Source organism: Amycolatopsis sp. WQ 127309 (assembly GCF_023023025.1).
In the GTDB taxonomy this organism is placed as follows: Bacteria; Actinomycetota; Actinomycetes; order Mycobacteriales; family Pseudonocardiaceae; genus Amycolatopsis.
Genome location: NZ_CP095481.1, coordinates 7,753,057 through 7,776,654, shown reverse-complemented (window position 1 = coordinate 7,776,654; position 23,598 = coordinate 7,753,057). Strand labels below are relative to the sequence as shown.

Here is a 23,598-nt window from a genome sequence, read left to right as displayed (position 1 = left end):
GAGTCCACGACTCGTAGGATCGGCGCATGGTCGCCCCCGAGACGTCGAACGCCGGTACCGCGGCTCGTCGTGACGCGGTGCTCGAGTCAGCGCTGCTCACCTTCGCCCGCCACGGCTACCGCAAGACGTCCATGGAGGAACTGGCGCGCACGGCCCGGATCTCGCGGCCCGGCCTGTACTTCTTGTTCGAATCGAAGGAAACGCTGTTCCGGGCCGCGTTCACCCGGGCGCTGGAACAGGACCTCGCCGCGGCGCAGGCCGTCCTCGTCGCCGCGGACCGGCCGCTGCGCGAGCGGCTGGCCGGCGCGTTCGACCGCTGGGCCGGCCGCTACGTCGGGCCGCTGGGCCGGGACGTCACGAGCGTCATCGAGCAGAACCCGGACCTGCTCGGCGAGATCGTCGAGACCGCTCCGGCCCGCTTCGCGGAACTCGTCACCGACGCGATCGCCGAGACGGCGGGGCGGGCGGCCGCGATCCAGGTCGCGCAGACGCTGATCAGCGTGTCGATCGGGGTGAAGCACCAGGTCGAGACGCGGGAGGCGTACCTCGGCCGCTTGACCACCGCGGTCGGCCTGCTCGTCGGGTGACGACCCGGCTCACCCCCGGAGGCCGGGCGACAGCTCCGCGGCCGTGGCGGTCACCGCCGCCACGATCCGCGCCAGGCCGTCCTCGGTGAGCCGGAAGCTGGGCACCGACACGTTCACCGCCGCCAGCGGCGTGCCGCGGAAGTCGAGCACGGGGGCCGCGACCGCGGTGAGGCCGATCTCGTACTCCTCCGCGGCGACGACGTAGCCCGCCGGCCGCTCCTCGCGCAGCCGCTTCAGCACCGCGGCGACGGTCCGCGGAGCCCGCCGGGTGCCGGGCAGCGCGCCCGGCCTGGCCGCGAGCAGGGCGGTGATCTCGGCGTCGGCCAAGCCGAACAGCAGCGCCCGCCCACTGGAGGTGCAGCTCAGCGGCGTACCTCGGCCGATCCACTCGCGCGCCTGGACGCTGCGTCCCGCCTGCTCGCTCAGCACGGTCAGGGCCGCGTCACCCTCCCGGACGGTCAGGTACGCCGCCTCCCCCAGCTCCTGGACCAGGGTGCGCAGCGCCCGGGGCGCGTCCTGCCGGAGCCGGCCGTCCCCGGCCGCGCCGGCGAGCGCGTAGAGCTGCCAGCCGAGGCGGTACTCCAGGGTCTTCGGGTCGCGCTCGGCGAACCCCTCCTCGAGCAGCACCTTCAGCGTCCGCGAGATCTGGGTCTTCTCGGCCGCCAGGGCCTCGGCGACCGCCTGGACCCCGAGCGGGCCCGCACCGAGCGTCCGCAGCACATCGAGGGCCCGGTGGACGCTGGTCAGACTGTCGTTCGCCATCGGCCCAGTGTCCGACGGCCGTGCGCGGAGCGCAACTGCGGTTGTCACCGACGCACGGGCCGACCTAGCGTGACCTGCATGTGCGGAATAGTCGCGTGGTTCGCCCCCTCGTCCGAAGCGATCACCTCCGACGTCGTGGCCACCGGCCGGGCCATGCTCACCCGGCTGGCCCACCGCGGTCCCGACGACACCGGCCAGGCCCGCGTCGGCGCACGCGCCTGGCTCGGCCACAACCGGCTGTCGATCGTGGGGCCCGCCAACGGACGGCAGCCGCTCGGCGAGGCCGGGCCGTGGTCGCTGGTCTGCAACGGGGAGATCTACAACGACGCCGAACTGCGCGAAAGCCTGCCCGGCCACCACTTCACCACCGCGTCGGACAGCGAGTCGGCGCTCGCGTTGCTGACCGCCGAAGGGCCGCGCGCGCTCGACCGGCTGGAGGGGATGTGGGCGCTCTGCGCGGCGACCCCGGACGGCCGCTTCGTCGCGGCCCGCGACCGCCTCGGCATCAAGCCCCTCTACTGGGCGCGGGCCGGCGGCCGGTACTACTTCGCGTCCGAAATGCGCGCTTTCCCGGTCACCGTCCAGCACGCGGTGGAGATGTTCCCGCCCGGCTGCTGGTGGACGCCGGAAGACGGCCTGGTCCGGTTCGCCACGGCCGTCACCTTCGCCCCCGTCCAGGACGGCCTCACCGCGGTGGAACTGGAGAGCCGGACGCGCGCCGTGCTCGTCGACTCGGTCCGCCGGCACCTGATGGCCGACGTCGAGGTCGGCGTCTTCCTCTCCGGCGGGCTCGATTCCAGCATCGTCGCCGCCGTCGCCGCGGCCGAGTACGCCCGCGAAGGGCGGCGGTTGAAGACGTTCGCCGTCGGCGTCGAGGGGTCTTCCGACCTCCTCGCGGCCCGGGAAGTCGCGGAATTCCTCGGTACGGAACACCGCGAAACGGTCTTCGACGCCGCGCAGGCCGTGGCGGCCCTCGACGACGTCGTCGCGTCCGTCGAGTCGTTCGACGCCGGCCTCATCCGCAGCGCGGTGCCGAACTGGTTCCTCGCCGAACTGGCCGCACAGCACGTCAAGGCGGTGCTGACCGGCGAAGGCGCGGACGAGCTCTTCGCCGGCTACAGCTACTACCACGAACGTCACCGCGACCCCGCGGCGCTGCACCGCGAGCTGCGGCGCACCATCGAGCAGCTGCACGGGCTCAACCTCCAGCGCTGCGACCGCGTCACGATGGCGCACGGCCTGGAAGCGCGGGTGCCCTTCCTCGACGCCCGCGTGGTCGACCACGCGATGTCCTTGCCGGACAACGTGAAATCCCTCGAAGCCGACGGCCTCGAGAAAGGCCACCTGCGCCGCGCGTTCACCGGCTGGCTCCCCGGCCGGCTGCTCTGGCGGCCCAAGCTGGAGTTCGGCACCGGCAGCGGCGCCGCGGACCTGCTGACGCCGTACTGGAACCGGCACATCGGTGACGCCGAGCTGACCGAGCGGCGCGACCCGGCCACCTCGGTGCGGTCCAAAGAGGAACTCGCCTACTACCGCGCGTTCCGCCGGGCCCTGCCCGAGGTCCGGCCGGCCGCGGTGCTGACCCGCTTCGCCGTCGCCTGACCCGGTTCCTCGGGGGACCTGGCAGAGCTACCCGGCTCCGGCGATCCCCGGCTAGCGTCGGTGCGGTCGAAGATCCGCGACGGACAGGAGGTGGTGACCGTGGCGCACGCGGCACCCCGGCTGGGCGAGTTCCTCCGGGCCCGGCGCGCCCTGACCCGGCCGGAGCAGCACGGCATCCCGGACGGCGACCGCCGCACACCCGGGCTGCGCCGGGACGAGGTCGCCATGCTGGCCGGCGTCAGCACGGACTACTACACCCGGCTCGAACAGGGCCGCGACACCCACCCCTCGCCGCAGGTCGTGACGGCTCTCGCCGACGCCCTGCTGCTGGACGACGAGGCCGCCGCCTACCTCCGCGGCCTCGCCGCACCGGCGAAACCGCGCAAGGCCCGGCCCGAGCACGCGGCACCGGGACTCGTGGCCCTGCTCGACGCCTGGCCGCACACCCCGGCCCTGGTCTACGGCCGGTACTTCGACCTCCTGGCCGTCAACCCGCTGGGTGAAGCGCTGTTCTCCTGGCTGCGCGGCGAACGGAACCTGCTGCGCGGCATCTTCCTCGAGCCCGGCGCCCGCGTCTTCTACCGCGACTGGGCGAAGATCGCCGAAGGCTGCGTCGCCGCCCTCCGCGCGGCCAACCCGGACCCCGACGACGCCCGCCTCGCCGAACTGGTGGGCACACTGTCGGTCGGCAGCCCCGACTTCGCCCGCCTGTGGGGCAAGCACGAGGTCCGGGCCAAGACCGCGACGGTCAAGCACTTCCACCACGAACTCGCCGGGGACCTGACCCTGCGGTTCGAAAACCTGGCCGTCACCAGCGCGCCGGGGCAGCACCTCGTCGTCTACCACGCCGAGCCGGGAGGCCCGGCCGGCGACGCCCTCGCCCTGCTGGCCGGCTACGCCCTCTCCCTCGCGGACGACCCGCCTGGCCGGTGAGTCCCACGATCACGGAGCAACCATGTCTGTCTGGTTCATCACCGGCGCGTCCCGCGGCTTCGGCCGGGCGCTCACCGACGCCGCCCTCGCCGCGGGCGACCAGGTCGTCGCGGCCGCGCGGAACCCGCCGCCCGGCGACCCGGCCGGGCCGCGGCTGGACGTCCGCCTCGACGTCACCGATCCGGCCCAGGCGCAAGCCGCCGTCGCCGCGGCCGTCGAACGGTTCGGCCGCATCGACGTGCTCGTCAACAACGCCGGTTACGGGCTCTTCGGCGCCGTCGAGGAGGTGCCGGACGCCGACGTGCGCGCGCTGTTCGACACCAACGTCTTCGGGCTGCTCAACGTCACCCGCGCCGCGTTGCCGGTGTTGCGGGCCCAGGGCGCGGGTCACGTCGTGAACATCAGCTCCAGCGCGGGGTTCGCCTCCGGCGCGGGCCGCGGCCTCTACAGCGCAGCCAAGTTCGCCGTCGAAGGCCTCAGCGAGGCGCTGCGCGCGGAGGTCGGGCCGCTCGGGATCGACATCACCGTCGTCGAACCCGGCTCGTTCCGCACGGACTTCCTCGCCCCTGCCAGTCGTCGCCAGGTCGCGGTCACCGTGCCCGCCTACGCCGGCAGCGTCGGCGCCGTGACCTCGGCGATCGAGAAGAACGACGGCCACCAGCCCGGCGACCCGGCTCGCGCGGTCACCGCCATCCGCCGTCTGGTCACGACCGCGGAGCCGCCGTTGCGGCTGCAGCTGGGCAGCGACTGCGTCCGGCTCGTGGAGGACAAGCTGGCCACGGTCGCCGGTGAACTCGACCAGTGGCGTGACCTGGCTCTGTCCACCGACTACCGGTGAGCCGAGCGGCGTTCCACTGGGTGGACCGGCACTAAACCGGATCACCCCGGCGCGCGTGGACCGGTCGTCAGCACGACCGGACCCGGAGGCACGACCATCAGCAGCGATTTCCACGCCGACCCCGAGGCGATCAAGAAGCTCGGCGCGCTGGCCGGGCGGGCCGGCGCCGCGGCCGGGCTCTACCGGGCGGCCGCCACCGCCGGGCCGAACGAGTGGGGTGAAGGGCTGCTCGGCAAGCTCGCCGCGCCGCTCGACCGGTGGCAGGAGCTCGCCGTCGCCAACGGGGGCAAGGCCGAGTCTCTCGCGGACTCTTACGACACCACGCTCGTCGCCGTGGCGAAGCTGTACCGCGAGACCGACCACGAAGCCGCCGCGAAGGCCGACGCGGCCTACCCGGACTCGCTGTCCGAACGGGTCGCGCCCGACGACGTCGCCTCGCCCGAAACCGCGGCGTCCTTCACCGACTTCGACAACGCGTCCCGCAATCCGCGGCACCCCGAGCTCGAGTACACCGGGCCGGACAACCCGGGCGAGGACGCGTTCGGCGGCTGGAACATCGAGGTCCAGCGCATCGCCGACGACATCGCGGGCGGGGCGTCGATCTCCGGGGCGGCGCGGGGGCTGCTGACGAAGCTGGTCGGGATCGACCTGCTGACCGTCGTCGAGAAGCTGGTGGCCGGCGACTGGGACGCGCTGCTGCGGCAGGGCATGGTGTTCGAGGACACCGGGCTCGCGTTCGCCAAGATCAAGCAGAACGTCGACCGCGGGCGTTTCGGCATCCAGGAGCGCTGGACCGGGCACGCCGGCGAGGCCGCGCGCGCCTGGCTGACCGACTACTCCCACGCCTGCGCGGAACACGCCAAGTTCTGCACGGAGGCCGGCCAGAAGATCAAGAACTTCGCCCGCGCGGCCTACGACGCCATGCAGGCGCTCGACATCGCGCTCGAAGGACTGCTCGACGCGTTGCTCGGCAAGGTCCTCAAGCTCGGCAAGGCGCTGGAGCTGTTCCTGCTGGGCATCGCCGGCCTGAGCGACGGCGAGTCCGTGCGCCAGGCGATCGCCGGGATCCTGACCGAGGTGACCCCGCTGCGCACCGCCATCGACACGCTGAACACCCTGGCGCACACGATCGCGTCGATCTCCGAGCTGGTGGCGGGCAACGGCGAAATCGCCGCGAAGGCCTGGCCCGGCGAACCGTACAAGCACCCGGGGACGTGACCGTGGAGATCTCACCGTGGCGCACACCACAGGGCCGGCTCGCGAGGCACAACCAGCTGGTGCTGCTGGCCCGCGGCGAGGGCGACCTGGCCGACTTCGCCCGCGACGTCCTGGCGGGCCACGCGAAGCCGGAAGACCTGCTGTACCGCTCGTACCTGTCCGAGGAGACGCTGAAGGCGGCCCACGCGGGCATCGACGAGTGGCACGCCCTGCCCGAGGCCGATCGGCAAGCAGCCCTCGACGGCGCGGAAGCCGGGGTCCGGGAGGAGATCGCGGCCTTGGCGGCGCTCGATCTTGCGGAACCGGAGATCGCCCCGGAGGACGACGACTAGGGGTTCCGGACGTCCACCTGGTGATCGGGCCACCCTTGCTCGGTCGAGCACACTAAGCGGCGGACCAGGTGCCCAGGGCGGCGATGGCGGCGTCGATGAGGGTGGCGTCGGCCGGGGCGTGCTCGATGGTGCTGCGGTAGTACAGCGGGCCGATCGTCAGGGCTGCGGCGTTGCGGCTGGCCAGCGCAAGGGTGAGCTCGCCGCGCGCCTGGGCGTCGTCCAGGGCGGTTGCCAGGCGGTCGGTGAGGATGGCGGCGAACTGGGCGCGGCGGGCGTCCATGTTCTCGTCCCACAGGGCCGTGTTGGCCAGGGTCGTGGACACGGCGCGGACGTCGTCCAGCTCGAGCTGACGGGCGATGGCGGTCAGCTCCCGGCGCAGCCACTCCCGGGTGGGCCTGGTGGGCTGGTCGAGGAACGGCATCGGGACGGTGGCCATGGCCTCGAGGAGCAGCGGTTCGGCCTGCGGCCAGTGACGGTAGACCGTCGCGCGGCCCACCCCCGCGCGGTCGGCGACCTGCACGTGCGTCACCGCGGTCGGGCCGCTTTCCAGCAGCAGCTCGCGGGCGGCGTTCAGGATCGCTTCCCGGCTTCGCACGGATCGGGGGTCTGTCTCACTGGTCACGAGCCGATCCTATGAGACAACTTGACTCGAAGCACGATGAGTGTGCATGATGGCAATATGAGACATTCTGTATCACAGATGACCGTGACGGTACTCGGAGCGACCGGGGCCACCGGACGCCACGTGGTGTCCACGGCGCTCCGGCGCGGGCACCACGTGGTCGCGCCGGTCCGCCGGGTGGGGACGTTCGCGCCGCACGAAGGGCTTGCCGAAGTGAGCTGGCCCGAAGTCACCGATGTCCCGGCCCTCACCCGCGCCCTGCCGGGCACGAGCGTGGTGATCAGCGCGCTGGGCGGCGCCGGCACCGGGCCGACGACGGTGTGCACCGACGGCGTCCGCTCCGCGGTCACCGCGATGAGGGCGGCGGGGGTGGACCGTCTGATCGCCCTCAGCGCGCACGGCGTGCTGGAGACGCACGACAAGTCGCTGTACTCCTTGGCCGTGTGGGCGAACGTCGCCGAGCGCATGCGCGACAAGGAGGCGATGGAGCCGCTCATCACCGCCTCCGGCCTGGACTGGACGATCGTGCGGCCGCCGAAGCTGGCGGACCACGACGAGATCGGGAAGTACCGGACCGGCACCGACCTGCGGATCCGGTTGTGGAGCTCCATCGGCCGCGCCGATCTCGCCGCGTTCCTGCTCGACGAGGCCGAAACCCCGCGGTACGCCCACGCCTACCCGCGGATCAGCCGGTGAGCGCCGCCGTCCCCGACCTGACCGGGAAGGTCGCCGTCGTCACCGGCGCGACCGGCGGCATGGGTCAGGTCATCGCCGCCGACCTCGTCCGCGCGGGTGCGCACGTGCTCACCGTCGCCCGCGATCCCGCTCGTGCCCACGCTTTGCGCGCACTCCTCGGTGCCCAGGCGAACCGGCTCGACGTCATCCCCGGCGACCTGTCCCGGCGCGCCGACGTCGTGACCGCGGCGAAGACCGTCCTGGAGCGGCACGACCGGATCCACCTCCTCGTCAACAACGCCGGTGCGCACTTCCCCGAACACCGCGTCTCGGCCGACGGCGTCGAGATGCACATCGCCCTCGACTACCTAGCCGCCTACGGCCTCACCACCCTGCTGGACGCGGCGCTGCGCCGCGGCCGGGCCCGCGTGGTGAACGTCGCCAGCGACACGCTCAACGACACCCGGCAGGTCAAGCTCGCCGGCAAGCCGCGGCCGGCGACTCTCGACCTGACCGGCGTCGACGACCTCGCGGAACTCAACCCCGCGGCCGGTTTCGTACCCTTCGAGGCCTACGCACGCGCCAAGCTGATGACCGTCACCGCCGGCTACGCCCTCGCCCGCGACCTCGCCGCCGACGGGGTGACCGTCAACGCCCTGCACCCGGGCATCGTCGCCACCGACATCATCGACGACCTCGTGCCCCCGCTGCTACGCCCCATGCGTGCCCTCATCCGCCGCAGCCTGCTCACCCCCGCCGAAGGAGCGCGAAGCGCCACCCGCATGGCGACCGACCCCGCCATGGCCGGGGTCACCGGCCGCTACTTCAACCGCGACAAGGAAACGAGCACTCCCCCGGTGTCCCACGACCCCGCGACCCAGCGGAAACTCCTTGCGCTGAGCCAGCACCACTTCGCCGGCTGACGACGCGCTCAGATCACCGTGGTGCCGCCGTCGACGACCAGCTCCATGCCGTTGACGTAGCTCGAGTCGTCCGAGGCGAGGAACAACGCGACCGACGCGATCTCTTCGGGGCGGCCCATTTCCCGCCGCGGGATCACGGACTCGAACTGCGCCTTCGTCGCCTCGTCCATCACCTCCGCCAGGATCGGCGTGGCGACCTGGCCGGGGGTCAGCACGTTCACCCGGATCTTCCGGTCCCGCAGCTCGGCCACCCACACCCGGGCGTAGGCGGGCAGCACGGCCTTGCTCGCCGCGTACACGCTCCACTCGGGATAGCCCCGCAGCGACGCGTTCGACCCGGTCATGACGATCGAGCCGCCGTCGTTGAGCAGCGGAAGCGCTTTCTGGATCGTGAACAGCGTGCCGCGCGCGTTCAGCGAGAAGGCGGCGTCGAACTGCTCCGGGGTGATCTCGCCGAGCTTGCCCTGCTCGCCCGTCCCGGCGCTCGCCCACACCACGTCGACCGAACCCTTCTCCCGCTTGACCGTCTCGAACAACCGGTCCAGGTCGTCGAGGTCGGCCGAATCGCCCTGCACGCCGGTGACGTTCCGGCCGATCAGCCTGACGGCGTCGTCCAGCGCGTCCTTCCGCCGGCCCGAAATGAAGACGTGCGCCCCTTCGTCGACGAACAGCTTCGCACCGGCCAGCGCCATCCCGCTCGTCCCGCCGGTGATCACCGCGACCTTGCCATCGAGCTTTCCCACGACCGCTCCATCCACTCACTGTGCCGATGCTATGTACACCGATCTGAGTACCTAACGTAGCGAGCAGCCGAGCGGGACGCAAGCTATGCACACCGAGCGGTACCCGAGTGAGCTAAGCTGGGGATGTGACAGAGGTGGAGAAGGGACCGCGGGGTCTGCGGCGCGGCCGGGGCGCGCGGGAGCGCATCGTCAGCGCGTCACAGCAGCTGTTCCGCGACCAAGGCATCACCAGCACCGGCATGGATCAGCTCTGCGCGGTGGCCGGGGTGTCCAAACGCACGCTGTACCAGCACTTCGCCGGCAAGGACGAGCTGATCGCCGAAGGCCTGCGCCGATTCGACCCCGAGATCCTGCCCGAAGTGTTCGACCGCACCGACCTCACACCTCGCGAGCGGCTCCTCGCCGTGTTCGACGTGCACTCGCCCCTGTGCCCCTTCATCGCGGCGGCCGTCGAAATCCCCGACCCGGGCCACCCCGCACGCGTGCACGCCCGCGACTACAAACTGGGCTTCGCCGCCCGGCTCACCGAGGCCGCCCGCGAGGCCGGCGCCCCCGACCCGGAACAGCTCGGCGAGCAACTGGCGCTGCTCCTGGACGGCGCCTCGGCCCGCAGCCGGGTCCTCGACGCCGAAGCGTTCACCACCGCCGCCGCGGTCGCGGCCGTCCTCGTCGACAACGCCATCCCCGCGGCACCGGCCGCGTAGCACGGCCAACGCCGCTCGCCCACGGCGTGTCCATCCGGGCCGTTGTCCCCCGGGAGAGCTACTCGGGCTGCCCACTCCGGGGTGACGTTCGCGCGGTCCCGCCCTCGCTACCTTCAGCGCCGTCAAAACCATCGAACGGCGGAGGGCGAGCACCATGAGGAAGACACGCGGGTCACGGTTCGCGGCGGCTTTGGCGGTGACCACGCTGACCGTTCTCGGCGCGGCGGCGTGCGACAGCGCGGACGACGAAGACAGCCCGGGGCCGCCCGCGGCGCTCGCGTGGGGACCGTGCCCGGCGGCGGCACCGGGCACGACCCGGGATCCCCGGCTCACCTGCGCGAAAGTGAAGGTACCGCTGGACTACAGCCGGCCGGACCGCGCGTCGATCGAGGTCGTCATCTCCCGGCTGGGGGCCGCCGATCCCGCCAAGCGCCACGGCGTCCTGCTGCTGAACCCGGGTGGTCCGGCGCTGCCGGGGCTCGACACACCCGGCGCGATGGCCCCGACGCTGCCGAAACCCGTCCTGGACGGCTACGACCTGATCGGCTTCGACCCGCGCGGGGTCGGGACCAGCACCCCGCAGAGCTGCGGCCTCGAGAACCCCAGCGTCGCCGCCCTCTTCCCCTACCCCGCCGCCGACGGCTCGATCGACGCGAACGTCCAGGCCGCCCGGGCCACGGCCGCCAAGTGTGCTGCCACGGCCGGGGAGAACCTGCGCTACTTCACCACCGCCAACACCGCCCGCGACCTCGACCGCGTCCGGGAAGCCTTGGGCGAAGCCAAGATCTCGTACTGGGGCCAGTCCTACGGCACCTACCTCGGCACCGTCTACAGTGCACTGTTCCCGGACCGGACCGACCGCGTGATCCTGGAAGGCAACGTCGATCCCGCCCACGTGTGGGCCGGCGAAGCGGCGAGCTGGAGCAAGGGCATGACCGAACGGTTCCCCGACGCGGCCGCCGTCGCCGCCGCGCAGAACGGCGCCCTCGGGCTCGGCGCCACCCCCGCCGAGGTCACCCGGACCTACCTCGCGCTCGCCGACCGGCTCGACCACCAGCCGGCGCCGGTCCCGGGCACGCCGCAGTCGTTGAGCGGGGCGATGCTGCGTGGCGTCACCTACGCGCTGCTCATCCACAACAACACCCTCCCGGTGCTCGCCCAGGTCTGGAAGGCCGCCGGCGACCTGGCCGACGGGCGGGTCACCGACGCCGACGGCGCGGTGCTCAAGCAGGTGTTCGCCGACGGCCCGGCCGCCCCGGGTGTCCCCGCGGACAACCAGGCGACCATGTTCCTGGCCCTCACCTGCGGCGACGCCGAGTGGTCGCACGACGTCGGCGCCTACGCCCGGGCCACCGCCGCCGACCGCACGGCCTGGCCCCTGACCGCGGGCATGCCGGCGAACATCTGGCCGTGCGCGTTCTGGCCGCAACCGGTCGAGAAGCCGGTCACCGTGGCCGGCCAGGGCCCGCGCAACACCCTGATCCTGCAGAACCGCCGCGACCACGCCACGCCGTGGGACTCCGGCCTCGGGCTGCGCCGCGCGCTGGGCACCCGCGCCGCGTTCGTCGGCGTCGGCAACGGCGGGCACTACGTCTACCACGAAGGTTCGGCCTGCGCGGACACCGCCACCACGGCGTTCCTGGACACCGGCCGGCTGCCGGAGAAGGACCTCGACTGCACCGACGTCACAACGCAGTGATCGGCCCGGCGCGGGCGGCCTCTGGACGGAGGCCGCCCGTGCCCTTGACTCTCAACCCGCTCGAGATCCCATAGTGGCGGCATGAAAGAGCTTTACGCCATCGGAGACGTCGTCGCGCCCACTGCCCTCACCGAGGGCGGCTTCCGGCAGTACGACGTGCACGCCGGCCGAAGCGCTGCAGCGACGGGGAACCGCGTTCCCAGTGGACCGCGGAGTCGGTGTTTTGGTGTCGCGGAGGGCAAAACCGCCACCCGGATGACGTCGCGGAAGCACGTCCGCCGGACTAGGCTCGGATCCGGAGTCTCAGCGAAACTCTTCGACAGTCACGGTATCCGCGGACCCGAGGGAGCTATCGACGTGGTCGAGACGCATGACATCGTTCGCCCGCCCGCAGACCTCAGCGCGGCTCTCGCGGCCATCGGCAGCGCGACGGCCAGCGGCGAGCTCAGCCGCATGGGCATCCGCAGCGCGTTCATCAGCGGCCCGGTTTCGGTGACCCCCGGCGTGCGCATGGCCGGCCCGGCGCTGACGCTGCAGTTCCTGCCGAAACGGGAAGACCTCTACCCCGTCGAGGAGTACGAAGAACCGGAGAAGCAGCTGCACCGGCACGTCATGTACCACGCCCGGCCCGGCGACATGATCGTCGTCGACGCGCGCGGCGACATGGAGAGCGGTGTGTTCGGCGAGATGATGCTGACCTACTTCAAGGGCCGCGGCGGCGCCGGCGTCGTGGTCGACGGCTGCCTGCGCGACACCGGCGAGGCCAAGCAGCTCGGCCTCGGGCTCTGGATCCGGGGCGCCACACCGAACTTCCACACCCAGACCGGCATCGTCCCGGCCGCCGTCAACGTGCCGATCGCGTGCGGTGGCACGCTCGTCGAGCCGGGCGACATCGTCGTCGCCGACGACGACGGGGCGGTCGTGGTGCCGGTCAAGCTCGCCCCCGCCCTGGTGGCCCACGCTCGGGAACACGCGGAATGGGAGGAGTTCTCCCGGATCCGGCTGGCCGAGGGCGGCGACATGCGGTTGTACTACCCGCTGTCGGACGAGGCCCGGCCCGAGTACGAGCGGTGGCGCGCCCGGCGGGGCCCGGCCTGACAGCGCTTTCAGCTCCACAACCGGTCGTGGCTCGACTCCCCGTCCCAGTGCGTCGTCTCGGCGAAGAACACCGGGTCGCGGGGGTCGAGGTGGCGGCGCAGCAGCTCCTCGTCGACGTCGCCGAACCCGAGTCCCGGCGTGTCCGGCACGGTGATGTGGCCGTTCCGGATCAGCGGGCGGGGCAGGCCGGTGACGAGGTCGCTCCAGAACCCCACCTCGGCCGCGTGGTGTTCGAGGGCGAGGAAGTTCTCGGTGGCGGCGGCCAAGTGCACGCACGCCATCGTCGCGATGGGCGACGCCGCCAGGTGCAGCGCCATCGCGATCCCGCGTTCCTGCGCGTAGTCGCCGATCCGCTTGGTCTCCGCGATCCCGCCCGCCGTCGCCGGGTCGGGGTGCGCGACGCGGATGGCGCCGGCGTCCAGCAGCGGCCGGAAGCCGTCGAGCAGGTAGATGTCCTCCCCCGTGCACGTCGGGACGTCGACGGCGGTGGTGAGCTGCCGCCACTGGTCGGTCAGCTGCCACGGGATCAGGTCCTCGATCCACGCCAGCGTGAACGGCTCCAGCGCGCGGGCGATCCGGATGGCGGAGTCGAGGGCGATGTGGCCGAAGTGGTCGGCGGCGAGCGCGATGTCGTAGCCGACGACGGAGCGGACGATGTCCACATAGGACACCAGGTGGTCGACGCCCTTCGCGGTGACCTGGATGCCGGTGAACGGGTGCATCGTCGTGGTGTCCGCGCGGGCCCCCGGCGGCGCGATCAGCGCGCCCGGCACGTCCCACAGCAGGTCGATGCCCACGTCCATCTTCAGCATCGTGAACCCGCGCTGCTTGCGGTCCAGCAGCCGGACGCCCATCGCGCGCGGGTCCGGCAGCGACGGCGTGTCCGCGTAGCAGCGGATCTCGTCCCGGAACCGGCCCCCGATCAGCGCGTACGCGGGCACGCCGTACGCCTTGCCCGCCAGGTCCATCAACGCCATCTCGACGCCGGAGACCCCACCGCCCTGGCGGCCGTGGAACCCGAACTGCTTGATCTTGCGGAAGATCTTGTCGACGTCGCAGGGGTTCTCCCCGACGAGCCGGCTCTTGAGCATCAGCGCGTAGGTGGCGCTGGCCCCGTCGCGCACCTCCCCGTAGCCGGACAGGCCCTGGTTGGTGTCGATCCGGATGATCGACGAGCGGAACGGCACCCCGGCCAGGTTGGCCACCCGCAGGTCGGTGATGCGCAGCTTGCTCGGCCGGGACGCCGTCGCGACGTACTCCTCCGTGATCCCGCTCATCCCTTTACCGCTCCCGCGGTGAGCCCCTCGGTCAGGAACCGCTGCCCGAACCCGTACATGAGCACGACCGGGATGCTGACCAGCAGCGACGCGGCGGCCAGCTGCCCCTGCGGGACGACGTCGCCGAAGATCATCGACTGCATGCCGACCGGCAGTGTCTTGTAGTCGTCCTTGGTGATGAACACGAAGGCGAACAGGAACTCGTTCCACGCGTTGGTGAGCGTGAACAGCGCGACCGCGAGCAGGCCCGGTTTGGCCAGCGGCAGCACGATCCGGCGGAACGCCCCGAACCGCGTGCAGCCGTCGACCAGCGCGGCCTCTTCGAGCTCGGCCGGGATCGACTTGAAGTAGCCGACGAGCAGCCACGTCGCGAACGGCAGGGTGAACGTGGGGTAGGCGAGCACGAGCGACCACAGCGAGTCGTTGAGCCCGATCCCGCTCATCAGCTGGTAGAGCGGGATGAACAGCAGCGCGCCCGGCATCACGTAGGTGAGCAGGATCGTCACCGTGAAGCTCTCCGAACCCCGGAACTTCAGCCGGGCCAGCGCGTAGCCGGCGAGCGCCGCGCAGACCAGGGCGATCACGGTGGACGCCACCGACACCAGGATCGTGTTGAGGTACCAGGTGCCGAACGCCCGGCCCGAGAACAGGTTGGTGAACTGCTCGGTGCTCCACGGCGTCGGCCAGAGGTCGTCGCCGCGCGCGACGATCTGGTCGTCGGACTTGAAGGCCGTGACCGTCATCCAGTAGATCGGGGCGAGCACGAAGCCCAGCAGGGCCACGAGCGCGACCCCCGAACCGGTGGCGCCGACCACGCGGGCGGCCAGCCGGTTGCCCCGCGTGGCGAGTACCGAGACCGCCCGGCCGACGACGGCCGCGAGCACCACGAACACGCCCAGCACGAGCGCGGCCTTCCACACGATCTGCGGCGACGCCCAGACCAGCACGAGCACCGAAGCCGCGACGATCACCCACGGCAGGGCCCGGCGCTGGGCGGGACTCAGCCGCCGTCGCCCCATATCCGCGGCGCCCGGCTGGTCGGTGCGCCGCATCATCCGCACGAGGATCACCACGAGGACGGCGATGATCGGCAGCATCACCAGCGTGACCGCGGCGCCCGCACCCAGCTGCAGCTGCTGGATGGCCTTCGAGTAGGCCACCATCACGTACGGGGCGGTGGCGTCGCCCGGGCCACCTTGGGTCATCAGCCAGATCAGGTCGAAGTTGTTGAACGTCCAGATCGACGACAGCAGCACCGTCACGATCATGACCGGCCGCAGCCCCGGCAGCGTGATGTGCACGAAGCGCTGCCACAGCGAGGCGCCGTCCACCATCGCGGCCTCGTGGAGACCGCTGTCGATGGCCTTGAGCCCGGCGAGGAACGTCACCGTGAAGAACGGGACGCCCTTCCAGACGTTGACCAGGATGACCGCCGGCAGCGCGAGCGCGGGATCGGACAGCCACTCCGCCGGCCACTTGTCGACGAGCCCGATCGCGGCGAGGGCGGGCCCGATCCCGGAGTCGGTCAGCAGGACGTTGACGCTGCCGAAGATCGGGTCGAGCAGCGAGCGCCAGGTGAAGGCCGTGACGACCGTCGGGATCACCCACGGCAGCAGGATCACCCCGGCGATGATCGCCCGGCCGCGGCGCATGTGGTGCAGCATCAGCGCCGCGATGAGGCCGAAGACCACCTTGAAGATCTCGGCGTAGGCGGTGAAGACGAACGAGTTGAGCACGCCCTTGTGGAACACGGCGTCGTCGACGAGGGCGGTGTAGTTGTCCAGCCCGACGAAGACCGTGTCCGCACCGTGGCGCTCGGTGGCGCTGGTGACGACCGAGCTGATGATCGGGACCAGGATCAGGCCGGCGACCAGCACCAGCGTCGGCCCGATGAACACCGCCGCGAGGCGCCAGTCGCGCCCGAGCCGCCGCTGGGCCGGGGTGAGCGAGGACGACGCGCCCGGCGCCGGACGGGCCGGCGCCGGGGGTGTCCTCTTCGGACGCAGGACGGTCACTGCCGGTAGCCCTGTTGCTCGAAGATCTGGACGATCCGGGTGTGGGTCGAGGCCACGGCGTCGGCCGGCCGGGTGCCCTGGATGACCGACTGCATCATGTCGGTCAGCAGGTAGGCGGCGGTGGCGGCCTGCTCGCCGGGGCTCGGCGCCTGGGGGAAGGCGTAGCCGGTCTTGGTCTTGATCGGGAGCGCCGCGCGGGTCTGCTCGCGCAGCGCGGCGAAGGCCGGGTCACCGGTGGTGTAGTACGGGTCGGAGTCCCACACCTTGTCCCACGAGGGGTTCACCAGGCACGGCGCTTCCTTCGCGACACCGAGCAGCGCGCTCCCGCCGACCATGAACTTCGCGACCAGCTTGGCGAGGTCGGGGTTCTTCGCCCCCTTGAACACGACGAACGAGTTGGACTCGCCGTACGCGAGCGGCCGGTCGAGCGCCGGTCCGGTGGCGCCGTTGAACGGGTGGGTGTTGGCGTAGACCGGGTTCTTCTTGGTCTTCGAGTCGGCGTAGACGCTGAACTGGTTGAGCGTGAGCCCCAGGATCTGGGCCAGCCAGTTCTCGTTGTTGCTCGAGTCGGTCCAGCTGCCGATCCCGGGTGGCAGCATCGGCGCGTACTTCGGGTTCGTGTAGATGTCGCCGATGAACGTGACGGCTTCGACGGTTTCCGGCGAGTTGAACGTCACCTTCGTGCCGGTGTTGTCCGCGATCGCCCCGCCGTAGGTGTTGATGACGTTCGCGATGAAGCCGTTGGCGTCGCCGGAGCGGTTCACCGTGAGCCCCCAGCCGAAGCGCCGCTTCGCCGGGTCGGAGACGGCCAGCGCGTTGTCGCGCAGCTCTTCCCACGAGTAGTGGGGCTTGAGCGGGAGACCCTTTTCCTGGTACCAGTCCTTGCGCAGGTACATCCCGGTCGCGATGAAGTGGTACGGGATCGCGAACCAGCGCCCGTCGAACACGCAGTAGTTGGCCGCCTCCGTCGCGGGCTCCCCGTAAAGCGCTTTCATCTCGGTGACCACGTCGGTGACGTCGGTGAGGGCGCCGAGGTTGTGGAGCTGGCCGACGAACCGCCGGTCGCTCAGGAAGGCCAGGTCGCGGTTGGTGCCCGCCTTCACCTCGGCGTCCATCTTCGCGACCATGTCACCGGCGTCGCCGGAGACCAGGTCGTTGCGGACCGTGGTGCCGGTGGCCTGCGCGAACACCTGCAACGACTTGTCCAGCGCCTTGTTGGCGGCCTCCGAGTACAGCTTCTGCGAGAGCATCCCCGCCGACCCGCCGCGGAGCGCGGCCGCCTGATCGAGCAGCGCCTTGGGGACCTGGACGTCGACCTGCGGCGCGGGTGCGGGGCCGCTCCCGCACCCGGCGAGGCCGAGCACGCCCAGCGCGCTCACTCCCGCGCTCATCCCGAGGAACGTGCGTCTCGACAGGTCCGTTTTCTCTTCCATGACAACTCCTCTCGCGTCCGATCGAGCGGACGCGTACCGACGGGGCGACGGTGCAACCGGCGGGACAGCGAGGCGAGCGCCCCGCTGCGGGTCGTTCATGCGGCGAAGGACGCCGAACTGTTGCGTGCGGTGTGGGGCACGCCGAAGTCGAGCGAGGCACGGGCGTAGCGCGGGTCGTCGCGGTGGAAGAAGTTCTCGCCCAGCAACAAGGTGCGGTCCGGGTGTCCGGCCGCCGGTGCGAGGAAGGGTGCTGCCATGCCTCGTCCGTCCTCGTCGTCGGTTCCGGATCCCGGTCGTGCGGTGTGGCTAGCGCCGCCCGGTGGCCCGCTTGGTTCGCTGCGTCTGGGCGATGAGCGTGGAGTTGTTGCTCAGGTGCTTGCGCATCGCCGCGCGGGCCCGTTCCGGGTCGCGCGCCACGAGCGCCTCGTAGATGTCCGTGTGGTCGGTGGTGGCGCAGCGCAGCGCGGCCGGCCCCTCGTTGGTGATGCGCCGGCTGGCCGTGCCGAGCCAGCGGGCGGAGTACATGATCCGGTCGAGGATGCGGTTGTCGGCCGCCCGGCAGATCTCCATGTGGAACTCGTGGTCGACCTCGAGGTAGGCCTCGGGATCCGCCTCCAGCACCGACATGCGGTCGATCTCGGCCCGGAGCCGGGCCAGCGTCTCGTCCGTGACGGTGGCCGCGGCCATCGCGGCGAGTTCGGGTTCGAGCAGCACGCGCAGCTGGTGCAGTTCCTGCAGCAGCTCGCCGACGATCTCCGCGGGCAGCCACTCGATCAGCAACGGGCTCAGGTAATCCCACTCAGCGCGGGGACGCACGACGACGCGGCGGCCCTGCGCGACATCGACGATGTCGAGTGAGGCGAGGATCTTGAGCGTCTCCCGCGCCACCACACGGGACACCCCGAACTCCTGGGAGATGTCGAGCTCCGACGGGGCCCGGCCCTCCTCGAACTCGCCGCTGACGATGCGCCGGGTCAGGTGGGCCGCCACCTGCACCGGCAGAGTCCGGACCTTGACAGCGTCCGGTGACTCTTGTCTCCTTTGCATGTCATCAGCTTATCGGACAAGTTGGACCTCGCGACAGTCCATTCGTACGCACTACCCGGCGGCGGGAGAACAATGCGGATCGTGAACGTCACGACGGCGGTGGTGGCCTACCACGGTCAGGCCACGCTGGTGCGGATCGACACCGACGAGGGCATCAGCGGGTTCGGCGAGGCCAATCCCGACGCCGGCGCGGGCGCCGTCGTCGGGATGATCGGCTTCCTGGCGCCCCTCCTGATCGGCGAGGACCCGCGCAACGTCGAGCGGTGCTGGGAGAAACTGCGGCGCAGCAAGGTTTTCGCGGGTGTCCAGGGCGGAGTGTCGGTGATCGCGCTGTCCGGGATCGAGCTCGCGCTGTGGGACATCGCGGGCAAGGCCGCGGGCCAGCCCGTCTACCGGTTGCTCGGCGGGAAGTTCCGCGACCGCATCCGCCTCTACGCCGACTGCGGCGACGGCGACGACCCGGCGGGCTCGATCGCCGGGTGCGTCGACCGGGCCCAGCGGATGGTCGCCGAAGGCTTCACCGCCATCAAGTTCGACATCGACAACCTGCGCCACCCGGCCAAGTTCGACGATTTCAACCACACGATCAACGCCGCCGAGCTGCGCTCGATGGTCGAGCGCGTGGCCGCCGTCCGGGAAGCGATCGGACCGGACGTCGATCTGGCCATCGACCTCCACGCGCGCTACGACGTGCCGAGCGCGTGCCGGATCTCGTGGGAGCTCGAGCCGTTCCGCCTGATGTGGCTGGAAGAACCGCTGCCGGCGGAGAACATCGACGCGCTGGTGCGGGTGCGGGAGCAGACCCGCACGCCGATCTGCGCGGGCGAGAACCTCTACCTGCGGTGGGGATTCCGCGAACTGCTCGAACGCGGCGCCGTCGACGTCATCGAACCGGACGTGCCGAAGTGCGGTGGTCTCGCCGAGGCCAAGAAGATCGCCAACCTCGCGGAGCTGCACTACATCCCGTTCGCACCGCACCTGGTGTCGACGCCGCTGGGCACGATGGCCACGTCGCACATGTGCGGCGCGATCCCCAACTTCCTGGTCCAGGAATGGCACGCCCTCGAGGAGCGCGCGGTGTGGGACAGCTACGTCCACGCCCCCGACGGCAGCGGCTCGATCGTCAAGGACGGCTACATCACGCTTCCCGACACCCCCGGCATCGGCGTGGAGCTCGACATGGACGGCGTCCGGGCCCACGCCGTCGCGGGTTACGGGGTGTTCGAGTAGCCGGTCACGCTAGCCGACCCGGGCACCGTCCGCGCGGTCAGTACACAGTGGAGGGTCGGCTCGTGCTCGGCCGCCTGGTCCGCAAAGCCGGTCAGGACGGCTCGTCGCCCTGGGCGTTCCGGCTGCGGTAGGCCGCGACGCTGGCGCGGTGGGCGCAGGTCCGGGTGCAGTACTGCTTCGAGCCGTTGCGCGAGAGGTCCACGAAGGTGCCCCGGCAGTTCGGTCCGGCGCACACGCCGAGCCGAGCCGGGCCGAGCGTGGCGATCACGGCGGCCAGCGCGCTCAGCGTGGTCGCGGCCAGGTGCGCCGAGCAGCGGTCGGTGCCGGCGGTGACCTCGGTCCACCAGCGGTCGTGGTCGTGGCGCAGCGCCGGGGTGGCGCGGCTGCGGCGCAGGCCGTCGTTGATCAGGGCCGCGGCTCCGGCCGCGTCGGTGGCGGCTCGTTCGAGCACGGCGCGCACCGTCTCGCGCACCGTGCGGACCTCCGCCAGATCGGTGCCGGTGAGCCGCCGCGGACCGGTCGCCTGATCCGCGACCAGGCCTGAATGGGCGTCGAGGAAGTCCCGGAGCTGCGCCACGGTCTCGAGCGCGTCCTCCCCCTTGATCGGCTTCCAGGTGTTGGCGAGATCGACGGCCGCCTGGACCGCCGCGTCGGTGTAACACGCATCGAGCATTTGACGTGTCTCCTCACCGTTCCGTAACGTGACATCCAAAGCAGCTGTCACGTGTCACACCATACCGAGAGGAGACGACGATCCCAGCGGACGGGACCCTCAGCGGCGCATCGGACCACACCCCGGACGGGCGCCGGCTGGGGCTGGTCCTGGGGTTGCTGGTGCTGCCCCAGTACGTCGCACTGGGCGCGCCGTCGGTGGCACTGCCGGCCATCGGCCGCGGGCTCGCGGTGCCGTTCGGGGCCACGGCCTGGATCCTCGCCGCGTGGTCGCTGACGTCCGCGCTCGCGATGCCGGTCGCGGGCCGGCTGATGGGCCGGTGGAGCCCCTTCCGGGTTCTCGTCGCCGGGGTCGTGACCCTCGCCGCGGGCTCGGCGCTCGCGGGAGCCGGCCCGACGCTGCCGGTCGTCATCGCCGGCCGGCTGCTCGGGGGCGCCGGGGCGGGCGCGACCGTGATCGCCGTCTTCGCCGCGGTCACCGCCCTTCCCGGGCGGGAACGGATCCGGGCGCTGGGGATCATCGCCGCCGCCAGTGCGACGGCGTCGGCGTGCGGGACCCTGCTGGGCGGGGCGGTCACCGCCTGGCTGGGGTGGCGGGCCGTGCTCGCGATCCCGGTCGTCGCGCTGCCCCTCCTGCCGGCGGCATGGGCGAGCAGGCGCTCGTTCGCGCCTGCCGGTGGCGGCGAGCCGGCGGGGCGGTTCGACGTCGCCGGCGCGGCCGTGCTGTCGGTGCTCGCCGGCGCGGTGATCACGCTGCTGCAGGCCCACTCGGTCGGCCTGCCCGCTCCGGTGACGCTCGTCGTGGCCGCCGCCGGGGCGCTCGCCGCCGTCGGGCTGTGGTGGCGCGTACGGCGCACGCCCGACGGGTTCGTGCCTCGCCGGGTGATCACGGCCCGCGGCTTCCTGCCGGCCGGGATCATCGGCGGGACGGTCTTCGCCGGCTACTACGGGGTGCTGTTCCTCGCCCCGTCCCTGATCGAGCAGGCCACGGGCGGTGGCGCCCTGGAAGCCGGCGCGCTCCTGGTCCCGGCCGCCGCCTGCTCGGTACTGGCCGGACGGCTGGTCGGCACCCTGACCGGCCGGTTCCCCGGTTGGCGGATATCGGCCGGGCTGGCGGCCCTCACGGTCGTCGGTGTGCTCGTGGTCGCCGTCTTCACCGGGCCGGTCCCGGTCGTCGCCGGCACGGCGCTGACCGTGTGCGGGTTCGCCGGCGCGCAGGCCGTCCTGGTGGGCCTCGCACCGGATCTGGTCGACACGCGCGACCGCGACACCGCGCAGGGCCTGCTCACCTTCATGATTTTCCTGGGCGGCGGGATCGGCCCGGCCGCGGTCGCGGGCCTGTCCGGCGTCGTGCCGGTGCCGGTGGCCCTCGCCGTGCTCGCGGCCCTGCCGCTGGCCGGACTCGTCCTCAGCCTGACCCGGCGCCCCGGCGCCCGACCCGCATCCGATCCGAGAAAGGGAGGCCACTGTGGCCGCCGAACCGTTCGAAGCCAGCGTCACCGAAGCCGAGATCGCGGATCTGCGTGACCGGTTGCGCCGGACGCGGTGGCCCGATCCCGAGCCGGTGGACGACTGGTCGCAGGGCTTGCCGCTGGCCTACGCGCAGGAGCTGTGCCGCAGCTGGGCCGAGGACTACGACTTCGGGTTCGCCGCGCGGCTGAACGTCTTCCCGCAGTACCGCGACACCGTCGACGGGCTGGGCGTCCACTTCCTGCACGTCCGCTCGCCGGAGCCGGGCGCGTTCCCGCTGGTGCTCACGCACGGGTGGCCGGGTTCGGTGCTCGAGTTCCTGGACGTCCTCGGCCCGCTGACCGACCCGCGCGCGCACGGCGGTGACCCGGCGGACGCGTTCCACGTCGTCGCGCCGTCGCTGCCCGGCTACGGCTGGAGCGACAAGCCGTCGACGACCGGCTGGGGCGTCAAGCGCATCGCGCGCGCCTGGGACACCTTGATGGTGTCGCTGGGCTACGAGCGGTACGGCGCGCAGGGCGGCGACTGGGGTTCGGCGGTGTCCGGCGCGCTGGGCGAGGTGGCGCCCGAGCGGGTCGCGGCCGTGCACGTGAACCTGGGGTCCGTCGCGCTGGGGACGTTCGACGACCCGACGCCCGCGGAGCGCGTGAACCTCGCGGCCGCGGAGGAGTTCCAGCGCACCGGCCGGGGGTATTCGGGACAGCAGTCGACCCGGCCGCAGACGCTCGGCTACGGCCTCACCGACTCCCCCGCGGGCCAGGCCGCCTGGATCGCCGAGAAGTTCCGGGCCTGGACGGACAACAACGGCCACGCCGAGGACGCGGTGTCGCGGCAGCAGATCCTCGACGAGATCTCGGTCTACTGGTTCACCGCGTCGGCCACGTCGTCGGCGCGCCTGTACTGGGAGAGCTTCGCCGACTTCCGGGACACGGTCACCGCGCCGTCCGGGGTGTCGGTCTACCCGCGCGACATCACGGTCCCGTCGCGCCGCGAGGCCGAGCGGCGCTTCACCGACCTGCGCTGGTTCGAGGAACTGCCGCGAGGTGGCCACTTCGCCGCATTGGAGCAGCCGGAGTCGCTGGTCGAGCAGGTGCGCGGGTTCTTCCGCCTCTTCCGCTGACGCCACGGAAGCCCGCGCGGTCCCGTGCAACCGCGCGGCCGGGCACTTCCGTCTGGGGAGCGTGCCCATGCGAAGACTGCCCGCCGTGGCCGGCGTCCTGCTCCTCCTCGCCGCCGCCACGGCGTGCGGCCGCACCGAACCGGGGTCCGGAGACCTTCCGGCGCTGTGCTCCCCCGGCTACGAACCCCGGGAACTCGTCGACCGCCCCCTCCAGGTGGCGCTTCCCAGCCTCTCCGGCCGCACCCCGGCCGGAGCCCGCACCACCGACGCGGCGGCGATCAGGAAGATCGCCGCCGCCGCGTGCTCCCTGCCGGCCCCGCCGTCGGACATCGCCTGCACCCTCGAACTCGGCCCGAGCTACGAACTCCGCTTCCTCGACACCCAGAACCGGACCACGACGCTCACCGCCGCCAGTTTCGGTTGCCAGTTCGTCGAAGGGCCGGGCCTCCACCGGTACGACGCGAAACCCCTCTGGGACGCCCTGGCCGCGGCCGGTCTCCCCGCGCCGCAGCCTCGCTGACGCCCGCCGGGAGCTCACCACCTGTAACGGCCCCGCCACCGTTCGCGACCTACGAAGACCAGCTCAGCGAGGAGTGAT

The 23,598-nt window shown here is 71.9% G+C and carries 24 protein-coding genes; 15 read left to right on the top strand and 9 right to left on the bottom strand.

The window, feature by feature from the left end; translation table 11 throughout:
- The first annotated feature begins 26 nt into the window (after positions 1–26).
- The gene (locus MUY22_RS35090; protein ID WP_247051472.1) at positions 27–587 is read left to right on the top strand and encodes a TetR/AcrR family transcriptional regulator; all 561 of its coding nucleotides are present in this window, start codon (positions 27–29) and stop codon (positions 585–587) included.
- Between the two features lie 9 nt (positions 588–596).
- On the opposite strand, the gene MUY22_RS35085 is transcribed toward MUY22_RS35090, so the two are convergent.
- A complete protein-coding gene (locus tag MUY22_RS35085) occupies positions 597–1,349 on the bottom strand; it encodes an IclR family transcriptional regulator (protein ID WP_247051471.1) in 753 nt (250 codons plus the stop codon).
- Positions 1,350–1,427: 78 nt separating this feature from the next.
- Here MUY22_RS35085 and asnB point away from each other — a divergent pair, with 78 nt between their 5' ends.
- The 5 genes from asnB (at position 1,428) to MUY22_RS35060 (ending at position 6,272) form a co-directional block, all read left to right on the top strand.
- On the top strand, positions 1,428–2,951 hold the full coding sequence (gene asnB, locus MUY22_RS35080; protein ID WP_247051470.1) for an asparagine synthase (glutamine-hydrolyzing): 1,524 nt from the start codon (positions 1,428–1,430) through the stop codon (positions 2,949–2,951).
- A gap of 60 nt (positions 2,952–3,011) precedes the next feature.
- Positions 3,012–3,884 (top strand): helix-turn-helix transcriptional regulator, encoded by an 873-nt coding sequence (locus MUY22_RS35075; RefSeq protein WP_247051469.1) that lies wholly within the window; start codon positions 3,012–3,014, stop codon positions 3,882–3,884.
- A 22-nt stretch (positions 3,885–3,906) separates the two neighbouring features.
- Complete coding sequence (locus MUY22_RS35070) at positions 3,907–4,722, top strand: oxidoreductase (RefSeq protein ID WP_247051468.1); 816 nt, start codon at positions 3,907–3,909, stop codon at positions 4,720–4,722.
- 333 nt (positions 4,723–5,055) lie between these two features.
- A complete protein-coding gene (locus MUY22_RS35065; protein WP_247051467.1) occupies positions 5,056–5,940 on the top strand; it encodes a hypothetical protein in 885 nt (294 codons plus the stop codon).
- A 2-nt stretch (positions 5,941–5,942) separates the two neighbouring features.
- Positions 5,943–6,272 (top strand): hypothetical protein, encoded by a 330-nt coding sequence (locus tag MUY22_RS35060; protein WP_247051466.1) that lies wholly within the window; start codon positions 5,943–5,945, stop codon positions 6,270–6,272.
- 52 nt (positions 6,273–6,324) lie between these two features.
- Here the strand turns inward: MUY22_RS35060 and MUY22_RS35055 are convergent, their stop codons facing one another.
- The gene (locus tag MUY22_RS35055) at positions 6,325–6,894 is read right to left on the bottom strand and encodes a TetR/AcrR family transcriptional regulator (RefSeq protein WP_247051465.1); all 570 of its coding nucleotides are present in this window, start codon (positions 6,892–6,894) and stop codon (positions 6,325–6,327) included.
- A gap of 78 nt (positions 6,895–6,972) precedes the next feature.
- Between MUY22_RS35055 and MUY22_RS35050 the strand changes: the two genes are divergently transcribed.
- Together MUY22_RS35050 and MUY22_RS35045 are read left to right on the top strand one after the other, a co-directional pair.
- A complete protein-coding gene (locus MUY22_RS35050; RefSeq protein WP_247051464.1) occupies positions 6,973–7,590 on the top strand; it encodes an NAD(P)-dependent oxidoreductase in 618 nt (205 codons plus the stop codon).
- Positions 7,587–8,492: an SDR family NAD(P)-dependent oxidoreductase gene (locus MUY22_RS35045; protein ID WP_247051463.1), complete on the top strand. Its 906-nt coding sequence runs from the start codon at positions 7,587–7,589 to the stop codon at positions 8,490–8,492. The genes MUY22_RS35050 and MUY22_RS35045 overlap by 4 nt, the downstream gene beginning before the upstream one ends.
- An 8-nt stretch (positions 8,493–8,500) precedes the next feature.
- On the opposite strand, the gene MUY22_RS35040 is transcribed toward MUY22_RS35045, so the two are convergent.
- Positions 8,501–9,235, bottom strand: coding sequence for an SDR family NAD(P)-dependent oxidoreductase (locus tag MUY22_RS35040; protein WP_247051462.1), 735 nt, complete (start codon positions 9,233–9,235; stop codon positions 8,501–8,503).
- Between the two features lie 125 nt (positions 9,236–9,360).
- Between MUY22_RS35040 and MUY22_RS35035 the strand changes: the two genes are divergently transcribed.
- The 3 genes from MUY22_RS35035 to MUY22_RS35025 all read left to right on the top strand — a co-directional run bounded on the left by MUY22_RS35035 (position 9,361) and on the right by MUY22_RS35025 (position 12,736).
- Positions 9,361–9,939 carry a TetR/AcrR family transcriptional regulator gene (locus MUY22_RS35035; protein WP_247051461.1) on the top strand — a complete coding sequence of 193 codons (579 nt, stop codon included), beginning with the start codon at positions 9,361–9,363 and terminating at the stop codon, positions 9,937–9,939.
- 154 nt (positions 9,940–10,093) lie between these two features.
- Positions 10,094–11,638: an alpha/beta fold hydrolase gene (locus MUY22_RS35030; RefSeq protein ID WP_247051460.1), complete on the top strand. Its 1,545-nt coding sequence runs from the start codon at positions 10,094–10,096 to the stop codon at positions 11,636–11,638.
- 357 nt (positions 11,639–11,995) lie between these two features.
- Positions 11,996–12,736, top strand: a complete 741-nt coding sequence (locus MUY22_RS35025; protein WP_247051459.1) for a ribonuclease activity regulator RraA — start codon at positions 11,996–11,998, stop codon at positions 12,734–12,736.
- An 8-nt stretch (positions 12,737–12,744) separates the two neighbouring features.
- Here MUY22_RS35025 and MUY22_RS35020 read toward each other — a convergent pair whose 3' ends face one another.
- The 5 genes from MUY22_RS35020 to MUY22_RS35000 form a co-directional block, all read right to left on the bottom strand.
- Complete coding sequence (locus MUY22_RS35020; RefSeq protein WP_247051458.1) at positions 12,745–14,013, bottom strand: mandelate racemase/muconate lactonizing enzyme family protein; 1,269 nt, start codon at positions 14,011–14,013, stop codon at positions 12,745–12,747.
- Positions 14,010–16,028 carry an ABC transporter permease subunit gene (locus MUY22_RS35015; protein WP_247051457.1) on the bottom strand — a complete coding sequence of 673 codons (2,019 nt, stop codon included), beginning with the start codon at positions 16,026–16,028 and terminating at the stop codon, positions 14,010–14,012. The genes MUY22_RS35020 and MUY22_RS35015 overlap by 4 nt, the downstream gene beginning before the upstream one ends.
- Positions 16,025–17,461, bottom strand: coding sequence for an extracellular solute-binding protein (locus MUY22_RS35010; protein ID WP_247051456.1), 1,437 nt, complete (start codon positions 17,459–17,461; stop codon positions 16,025–16,027). Before MUY22_RS35010 ends, MUY22_RS35015 begins: the two co-directional genes overlap by 4 nt.
- A 95-nt stretch (positions 17,462–17,556) precedes the next feature.
- Positions 17,557–17,718: a hypothetical protein gene (locus tag MUY22_RS35005; RefSeq protein ID WP_247051455.1), complete on the bottom strand. Its 162-nt coding sequence runs from the start codon at positions 17,716–17,718 to the stop codon at positions 17,557–17,559.
- A 49-nt stretch (positions 17,719–17,767) separates the two neighbouring features.
- Positions 17,768–18,508, bottom strand: coding sequence for a FadR/GntR family transcriptional regulator (locus MUY22_RS35000; RefSeq protein WP_247051454.1), 741 nt, complete (start codon positions 18,506–18,508; stop codon positions 17,768–17,770).
- A gap of 72 nt (positions 18,509–18,580) precedes the next feature.
- Here MUY22_RS35000 and MUY22_RS34995 point away from each other — a divergent pair, with 72 nt between their 5' ends.
- Positions 18,581–19,738: a mandelate racemase/muconate lactonizing enzyme family protein gene (locus MUY22_RS34995; protein ID WP_247051453.1), complete on the top strand. Its 1,158-nt coding sequence runs from the start codon at positions 18,581–18,583 to the stop codon at positions 19,736–19,738.
- Positions 19,739–19,829: 91 nt separating this feature from the next.
- Here the strand turns inward: MUY22_RS34995 and MUY22_RS34990 are convergent, their stop codons facing one another.
- Positions 19,830–20,411: an ABATE domain-containing protein gene (locus MUY22_RS34990; RefSeq protein ID WP_247051452.1), complete on the bottom strand. Its 582-nt coding sequence runs from the start codon at positions 20,409–20,411 to the stop codon at positions 19,830–19,832.
- A gap of 161 nt (positions 20,412–20,572) precedes the next feature.
- Between MUY22_RS34990 and MUY22_RS34985 the strand changes: the two genes are divergently transcribed.
- The 3 genes from MUY22_RS34985 to MUY22_RS34975 all read left to right on the top strand — a co-directional run bounded on the left by MUY22_RS34985 (position 20,573) and on the right by MUY22_RS34975 (position 23,520).
- Entirely contained in the window at positions 20,573–21,937 is a 1,365-nt protein-coding gene (locus tag MUY22_RS34985) for an MFS transporter (protein WP_247064260.1), read from the top strand.
- Positions 21,879–23,000 carry an epoxide hydrolase family protein gene (locus MUY22_RS34980; protein ID WP_247051451.1) on the top strand — a complete coding sequence of 374 codons (1,122 nt, stop codon included), beginning with the start codon at positions 21,879–21,881 and terminating at the stop codon, positions 22,998–23,000. Before MUY22_RS34985 ends, MUY22_RS34980 begins: the two co-directional genes overlap by 59 nt.
- Positions 23,001–23,067: 67 nt before the next feature.
- A complete protein-coding gene (locus MUY22_RS34975) occupies positions 23,068–23,520 on the top strand; it encodes a hypothetical protein (RefSeq protein ID WP_247051450.1) in 453 nt (150 codons plus the stop codon).
- Positions 23,521–23,598: the final 78 nt, after the last annotated feature.

Excerpts from the sequence above, each read along its gene's own strand:
- MUY22_RS35085 (WP_247051471.1), bottom strand. The coding sequence starts at position 1,349 with ATGGCGAACGACAGTCTGACCAGCGTCCACCGGGCCCTCGATGTGCTG.
- MUY22_RS35000 (WP_247051454.1), bottom strand. The coding sequence starts at position 18,508 with ATGCAAAGGAGACAAGAGTCACCGGACGCTGTCAAGGTCCGGACTCTG.
- MUY22_RS34990 (WP_247051452.1), bottom strand. The coding sequence starts at position 20,411 with ATGCTCGATGCGTGTTACACCGACGCGGCGGTCCAGGCGGCCGTCGAT.
- asnB (WP_247051470.1), top strand. The coding sequence starts at position 1,428 with ATGTGCGGAATAGTCGCGTGGTTCGCCCCCTCGTCCGAAGCGATCACC.
- MUY22_RS34995 (WP_247051453.1), top strand. The coding sequence starts at position 18,581 with ATGCGGATCGTGAACGTCACGACGGCGGTGGTGGCCTACCACGGTCAG.
- MUY22_RS35070 (WP_247051468.1), top strand. The coding sequence starts at position 3,907 with ATGTCTGTCTGGTTCATCACCGGCGCGTCCCGCGGCTTCGGCCGGGCG.
- MUY22_RS35005 (WP_247051455.1), bottom strand. The coding sequence starts at position 17,718 with ATGGCAGCACCCTTCCTCGCACCGGCGGCCGGACACCCGGACCGCACC.
- MUY22_RS35050 (WP_247051464.1), top strand. The coding sequence starts at position 6,973 with ATGACCGTGACGGTACTCGGAGCGACCGGGGCCACCGGACGCCACGTG.
- MUY22_RS35020 (WP_247051458.1), bottom strand. The coding sequence starts at position 14,013 with ATGAGCGGGATCACGGAGGAGTACGTCGCGACGGCGTCCCGGCCGAGC.
- MUY22_RS35010 (WP_247051456.1), bottom strand. The coding sequence starts at position 17,461 with ATGGAAGAGAAAACGGACCTGTCGAGACGCACGTTCCTCGGGATGAGC.
- MUY22_RS35090 (WP_247051472.1), top strand. The coding sequence starts at position 27 with ATGGTCGCCCCCGAGACGTCGAACGCCGGTACCGCGGCTCGTCGTGAC.
- MUY22_RS35030 (WP_247051460.1), top strand. The coding sequence starts at position 10,094 with ATGAGGAAGACACGCGGGTCACGGTTCGCGGCGGCTTTGGCGGTGACC.
- MUY22_RS34975 (WP_247051450.1), top strand. The coding sequence starts at position 23,068 with ATGCGAAGACTGCCCGCCGTGGCCGGCGTCCTGCTCCTCCTCGCCGCC.